This window comes from Shimia sp. (assembly GCF_041624275.1).
Lineage (GTDB): Bacteria > Pseudomonadota > Alphaproteobacteria > Rhodobacterales > Rhodobacteraceae > Shimia.
Genome location: NZ_JBFJVE010000208.1, coordinates 1 through 4,997, shown reverse-complemented (window position 1 = coordinate 4,997; position 4,997 = coordinate 1). Strand labels below are relative to the sequence as shown.

Annotated in this window: 7 protein-coding genes and 1 tRNA gene; 5 read left to right on the top strand and 3 right to left on the bottom strand. The window is 66.8% G+C overall.

What is annotated here, in order from left to right:
• On the top strand, nucleotides 1–908 hold a 908-nt coding region (locus tag ABZD10_RS13645; RefSeq protein WP_372887280.1), incomplete at its 5' end, for a 3-hydroxyacyl-CoA dehydrogenase family protein.
• A 32-nt stretch (nucleotides 909–940) separates the two neighbouring features.
• Here ABZD10_RS13645 and ABZD10_RS13640 read toward each other — a convergent pair.
• A complete protein-coding gene (locus tag ABZD10_RS13640) occupies nucleotides 941–1,156 on the bottom strand; it encodes a hypothetical protein (protein WP_372887278.1) in 216 nt (71 codons plus the stop codon).
• A gap of 180 nt (nucleotides 1,157–1,336) precedes the next feature.
• On the opposite strand from ABZD10_RS13640, the gene ABZD10_RS13635 reads away from it, so the two are divergent.
• Nucleotides 1,337–1,597: a DUF2312 domain-containing protein gene (locus tag ABZD10_RS13635; protein WP_372887276.1), complete on the top strand. Its 261-nt coding sequence runs from the start codon at nucleotides 1,337–1,339 to the stop codon at nucleotides 1,595–1,597.
• Between the two features lie 30 nt (nucleotides 1,598–1,627).
• Here ABZD10_RS13635 and ABZD10_RS13630 read toward each other — a convergent pair whose 3' ends face one another.
• Nucleotides 1,628–2,509, bottom strand: coding sequence for a hypothetical protein (locus ABZD10_RS13630; protein WP_372887274.1), 882 nt, complete (start codon nucleotides 2,507–2,509; stop codon nucleotides 1,628–1,630).
• Nucleotides 2,510–2,591: 82 nt separating this feature from the next.
• On the opposite strand from ABZD10_RS13630, the gene ABZD10_RS13625 reads away from it, so the two are divergent.
• From ABZD10_RS13625 to ABZD10_RS13615, 3 genes are all read left to right on the top strand, one after another.
• Nucleotides 2,592–4,250 carry an ABC transporter permease gene (locus tag ABZD10_RS13625; RefSeq protein WP_372887272.1) on the top strand — a complete coding sequence of 553 codons (1,659 nt, stop codon included), beginning with the start codon at nucleotides 2,592–2,594 and terminating at the stop codon, nucleotides 4,248–4,250.
• 50 nt (nucleotides 4,251–4,300) lie between these two features.
• A tRNA-Thr gene (locus ABZD10_RS13620) sits at nucleotides 4,301–4,376 on the top strand.
• 51 nt (nucleotides 4,377–4,427) lie between these two features.
• On the top strand, nucleotides 4,428–4,820 hold the full coding sequence (locus tag ABZD10_RS13615; RefSeq protein ID WP_372887270.1) for a hypothetical protein: 393 nt from the start codon (nucleotides 4,428–4,430) through the stop codon (nucleotides 4,818–4,820).
• A gap of 28 nt (nucleotides 4,821–4,848) precedes the next feature.
• Here the strand turns inward: ABZD10_RS13615 and ABZD10_RS13610 are convergent, their stop codons facing one another.
• The gene (locus ABZD10_RS13610; protein ID WP_372887282.1) at nucleotides 4,849–4,965 is read right to left on the bottom strand and encodes an RcnB family protein; all 117 of its coding nucleotides are present in this window, start codon (nucleotides 4,963–4,965) and stop codon (nucleotides 4,849–4,851) included.
• Nucleotides 4,966–4,997: the final 32 nt, after the last annotated feature.

The window sequence follows — 4,997 nt, the reverse complement described above, 5'->3', positions numbered from 1 at the left end:
GCGACCTGTTCGCCAGCCTCGGCGAGGTGGCGCGGCCGGGCGCGGTGCTGGCGGCCTCGACGGCGGGCAGCGACCTTGCCGAACTGGCGCAGGCATCCGGGCGCGGGGGGGCGGTGCTGGGGCTGTACTTCCGGTTTCCGGCCCATGCGACGCGGCTGGTCGAGATCGCCGTCGGCGAGGACTGCGCCCCCGACACTGTTGCCACGGCGCTGGGGCTGGCGCGGCGGCTGGGCAAGGTCGCGGTGCGCACCGGCTCGGACGCCGGGATCGGCGCGCCGATGATGGCGGCCTATCTCCATGCTGCCGACAGGATGCTCGAGGCCGGCGCGACCCCCTATCTGATCGACGAGGCGATGGTCGCCTATGGCATGGCCACCGGCCCCTACCGGGCGCAGGATCTGGTCGGGCTGGCGCCGGGCCGGCAGGGGCCGGCCGATGCCGCGACCCCGGTCGGGATCGCCGGGCGGCTCTGCGCGGCGGGGCGTTTCGGGCGCCGTGTCGGCAAGGGCTATTATCTTTACGAAAAGGGCGCCGAGCAGGGCAGGGCGGACCCCGAGGTGATCGCGCTGATCCGCGCCGAACGCGAGCGCTTGGGGATCACCGCGCGCCGCTTCAATCCCGAGGAGATCCAGCGCCGCTGTCTTCTGGCGATGGTCAACCAGGGGGCGCGGCTGCTGCGGCAGGGGGTGGCGCGCTGCCCCTCGGACATCGACGCGGTGATGCTGCACGGCTATGGGTTTCCGCGCTGGCGCGGCGGGCCGATGATGGCCGCCGACCTGTCGGGACTGCTGCACCTGAAGAACGATCTTGCTGTCTTCGCCGGCGAGGAGGCCGAATTCTGGACCCCGGATCCGGTCTTTGACGAGCTGATCAAGAACGGCGAGACCTTCGACAGCCTCAACGGCTGAGCAGGGCGGACCACGCCGCCGCCGGGCCGCGATCAGCCGAGGAAGATGCCCAGGATCACCATCATCAGGCCGATCACCGAAAGAAACAGCGCCCCCATGTTGAGCGGCATCACCTTCTGGACGGCGGCGCGCAGCTCTTCGTCGGACAGGCCGGCCTTGCGGGCCTTGGCCACCTTGACGATCGACAGGATCAGCCCGAGCAATCCGATCACCGACACCAGGGCGCCGCCCCAAACCAACCAGACCATATCCGTTCCTTTCGCAATCCGTGCCCTCGCCTAATGGATTGCGCCGCGCACCGCAAGGGAAGGGCGTGCCGGCCTGCCGGAACTTTCCCGCCAAGGCGGCGAAACCCGGCTTGCGGGGGCGGCGGCGGGCGGCTAGGTTGCGGCCCCGAGTCATTCCGGACTTTGCCTTCAGGAGCTACCATGAACGAGTATTCGCCCGACGCCAGCTACCGTGTCACCGCAGATGAGCTGCGCCAGTTTATCGAGCGTATCGAACGTCTCGACCTGGAGAAAAAGGACATCGCCGACCAGCAGAAGGAAGTGATGGCCGAGGCCAAGTCGCGGGGCTATGACACCAAGGTGATCCGCAAGGTGGTGGCGCTGCGCAAGCGCGACCAGAACGACATCGCCGAGGAAGAGGCGGTGCTGGCGATGTACAAGGAAGCACTGGGCATGGTCTGAGCCGCGCGCCGGGGCCGGTCCGGGCTGCGGTCAGGGGGTGATCAGCGTCACCCCCGGAATGCGCGAGATGTCGTAGACGTCCTCGTCGTAGATCTCGGTCAGGACGTCGATATAATCCTCGGTCCAGCCGTTGAAATCCAGTTCCTCCTCGACCTCGTCCTCGAGCGCGAACTTGTCCATGAACGCCGCGATCACGCGGCGTTTCTGCATTTCGGTCATTCCCGGGTGATTGCCCATGTAGCTGTCGAAGCGTTCGAGCCCCTCGGGCGACATGATCTCGTGCAGAAGGTCGTCGCCGCCGGCCATCGGCGCCGTGGCCTCGATGCCCGAAAGCTCGCGCATCAGCTGCTCCCAGATCATCGGCGTGTCTTCGTTGCACCAGACCGTCAGCGCCACATTGGGCGCACCCAGCCGCATCCGGTGCACCAGCTCCGACCAGCGCAGCGCCGTCGGCTCGAGCCCGAGGGTCATCTCGGCGTCGCTGCGCTCGGGGGTGGCCGCGTTCAGCGCCGGCAGGAAGGTCGCCGGGTTGCGGATGGCCATGAAGACCTCGATCTCGTCGCCGGGAAACAGGTTGCAGAAATCCTGAAGCCGCTCGTCGGCCTGCGGGTAGTAGATATTGTCGCGGATCGCCAGTCGCGGCACGCAGAAGAAATTGCTGTTGGACAGGACCAGACGGTCGGGGGCCTCGACCGAATTGTCGATCATGCCTGCAAGCACTGCGTCGCGCGCACCGTCCTGCGGCCCCGCCGCCCGGGCCGCGTTCAGATGGTCGCGGATGGTTTTTCTATAGCTGCGCGGCTTGGGCAGGGAAATCCCGCGTTCGGCCAGAAAATCACGGTTTTTCCCTAGGGATTTCAGGAGCTTGTCATCGTCCGTGTAATGCGCCCCTGTGTGTAAAGCTATCTGCATCGCTGCCCTGGAACCTGTTTGGCCTGTCGCATTATATCTTCGATTCTGGACAGTGGTACCAGTTTCGGGCAACACAGGCCACATGACCCGGACCGATACTGTCAAAGCCCGAAAATCCCTCTCGCTGCGCGAGATCAGCCCCTGGTCGCTGGGGGCGGCGGTGATCTGCGTGATCGTCGTCGCGCCGATCCTCGCGGTGTTCTGGATGGCGCTCAACCCGACCGAGAACATCTGGGGCCACCTGATCTCGACCACGTTGCCCCGCTACATGCGCAACACGCTGGTGCTGATGGTCAGCGTCGGGTTTCTCGCCGCCAGCATGGGCACCGGCGCCGCCTGGCTGGTCAGCCGCTACCGGTTTCCGGGCCTCGGCTGGCTGCAATGGGCGCTGCTGTTGCCGCTGGGCATTCCGGCCTATGTCGGGGCCTATGCGCTGGTCGATTTCCTTGAATATGCCGGGCCGGTGCAGACCGCGATGCGCGACATGTTCGGCTGGCAGACCGCCCGCGACTACTGGTTCCCCGAGATCCGCTCGATGGGGGCGGCGATCATCGTGCTGTCGGTGTCGATGTACCCTTATGTCTATATCCTGGCCCGCGCCGCCTTCCGCGAGCAGTCGGGCGCCGGCGAAGAGGTGGCGCGCTCGCTCGGGGCCGGGGCCCTGGAACGCTTCTGGCGGGTCGGGCTGCCGCTGGCGCGCCCGGCGATCGCCGCCGGCACCGCCATCGTGATGATGGAAACGGTGAATGATTTCGGCACCGTCGACTATTTCGCGGTGCAGACCCTGACCACCGGCATCTTCAGCGTCTGGCTGGAAAGCAACAACGCCGGCGGCGCGGCGCAGATCGCCTGCGTGGTGCTGATGCTGGTGATCGTGCTGGTGACGCTGGAAAAGACCAGCCGCCGCAAGCTGCAGTTCTTCAGCCTGTCGACCCGCCACCGCCCGGCGACGCGGGCCGATCTGGGGCTGGTCTGGGGCTGGCTGGCGACGCTGGCCTGTCTGGTGCCGCTGGCGGTCGGCTTCGTGCTGCCGGTCGCGGTGATCCTGTCGCATGCGCTGGACAGTGCCGAGCGCTGGAGCGATCCGGGGCTGCTGCGGGCGCTGTTCAACACCGTCACCGTCGGCGGCACAGCGGCGCTGGTGACGGTGATGGCCGGGGTGTTCCTGGTCTACGGGGTGCGGCTGTCGGGGCGCACGCTGCCCAAGCTGCTGCTGCCGCTGACCACCATCGGCTATGCGGCGCCGGGGGCGGTGCTGGCGGTCGGCATCCTGATCCCGCTGGCGGTGATCGACCACCGGCTGGCGGATTTCCTCGAACAGGTGCTGGGGCTCGATACCGGGCTGATGCTGACCGGCTCGGCCTTTGCGCTGGTGCTGGCCTATTGCGTGCGCTTCTTCGCCATCGCCCAGGGGGCGGCGGATGGCGCGCTGGGGCGGGTGTCGCCCAATCTGCCGCTGGCGGCGCGGTCTCTGGGGCGCAACCGCGCCCAGACCCTGCGCGAGATCTATTTCCCGCTGATCCGCGCCTCGGTCGGCTCGGCGCTGCTGCTGGTGTTTGTCGATTGCGTCAAGGAACTGCCGGCGACGATGCTGCTGCGGCCCTTCAACTACGACACGCTGGCGACCCGGGTGCATGACCAGGCGAGCCTTGAAAACCTCGGCGATGCCAGCCCCGGCGCGATCCTCATCATCCTGGTCGGCATGGTCGCCGTCGGTTTCCTGGCCCGCGCCAACCGCTAGTGTTTTTGCTCTTGCGGGACGGGGGTATAGTGCTTAAACCCCGGCGCAGTGCCCCTATAGCTCAGCTGGTAGAGCAACTGATTTGTAATCAGTAGGTCCGCGGTTCGAGTCCGTGTGGGGGCACCATCTCTCCATCGCATTCCCGCGCTGAACGCCTTGCCCGCAGGGGCAACGGCCATGCCGCTTGCGCGCCTGTCACGCCATTCCGCCCCGGCGCTCGGATGTGTTATCGTCGTGGTGACTCAGCAGGGGCGCAATGGCATGGACGATCTTCTCGGCGGGGCGGGCATCGGGATTTCACAGTCGGCGGACAGCGTGATCGCGGATGATCGCGGGCGCCTTGGCTATGGCGAGTTGAACGCGCGCGCCGAGGCCGTGATCGCGGATTGGGGCGACCGGGACTGGGCCAGACCCGGCAGCATCGTCGCCCTGCCGCTGACCAATGACATTGCCGGCATAACCGCCCTTGTGGCGCTCTTGCGGCGCGGGATTTCCATCGTCGTGCTGCCGGCCAATGGCGCGGATGAGGCGCCGCCCTCACTTCGACGAGAGTTACGGGCGATAACTTGAGTTCAAACCCCGTGTCCTTGCGGCAAACTCAGTGCGCGATGTCCTCGATGGCGTCGATCACGATGCTGGTGCCAATTGCGATCAGCAGGATATCGCCGGCAACCTGGACGTAGCGGTAATCCGGCGGCGGTGCCGACAGGCGCACACGCAGTTTTCTGGGCAGGTCGTAGTAACTGG

What these genes read in the sequence shown, in the direction of transcription:
- ABZD10_RS13640 (WP_372887278.1), bottom strand. Translation starts at nt 1,156, where the DNA reads ATGGTCTGGTTGGTTTGGGGCGGCGCCCTGGTGTCGGTGATCGGATTG.
- ABZD10_RS13635 (WP_372887276.1), top strand. Translation starts at nt 1,337, where the DNA reads ATGAACGAGTATTCGCCCGACGCCAGCTACCGTGTCACCGCAGATGAG.
- ABZD10_RS13630 (WP_372887274.1), bottom strand. Translation starts at nt 2,509, where the DNA reads ATGCAGATAGCTTTACACACAGGGGCGCATTACACGGACGATGACAAG.
- ABZD10_RS13625 (WP_372887272.1), top strand. Translation starts at nt 2,592, where the DNA reads ATGACCCGGACCGATACTGTCAAAGCCCGAAAATCCCTCTCGCTGCGC.
- ABZD10_RS13615 (WP_372887270.1), top strand. Translation starts at nt 4,428, where the DNA reads ATGCCGCTTGCGCGCCTGTCACGCCATTCCGCCCCGGCGCTCGGATGT.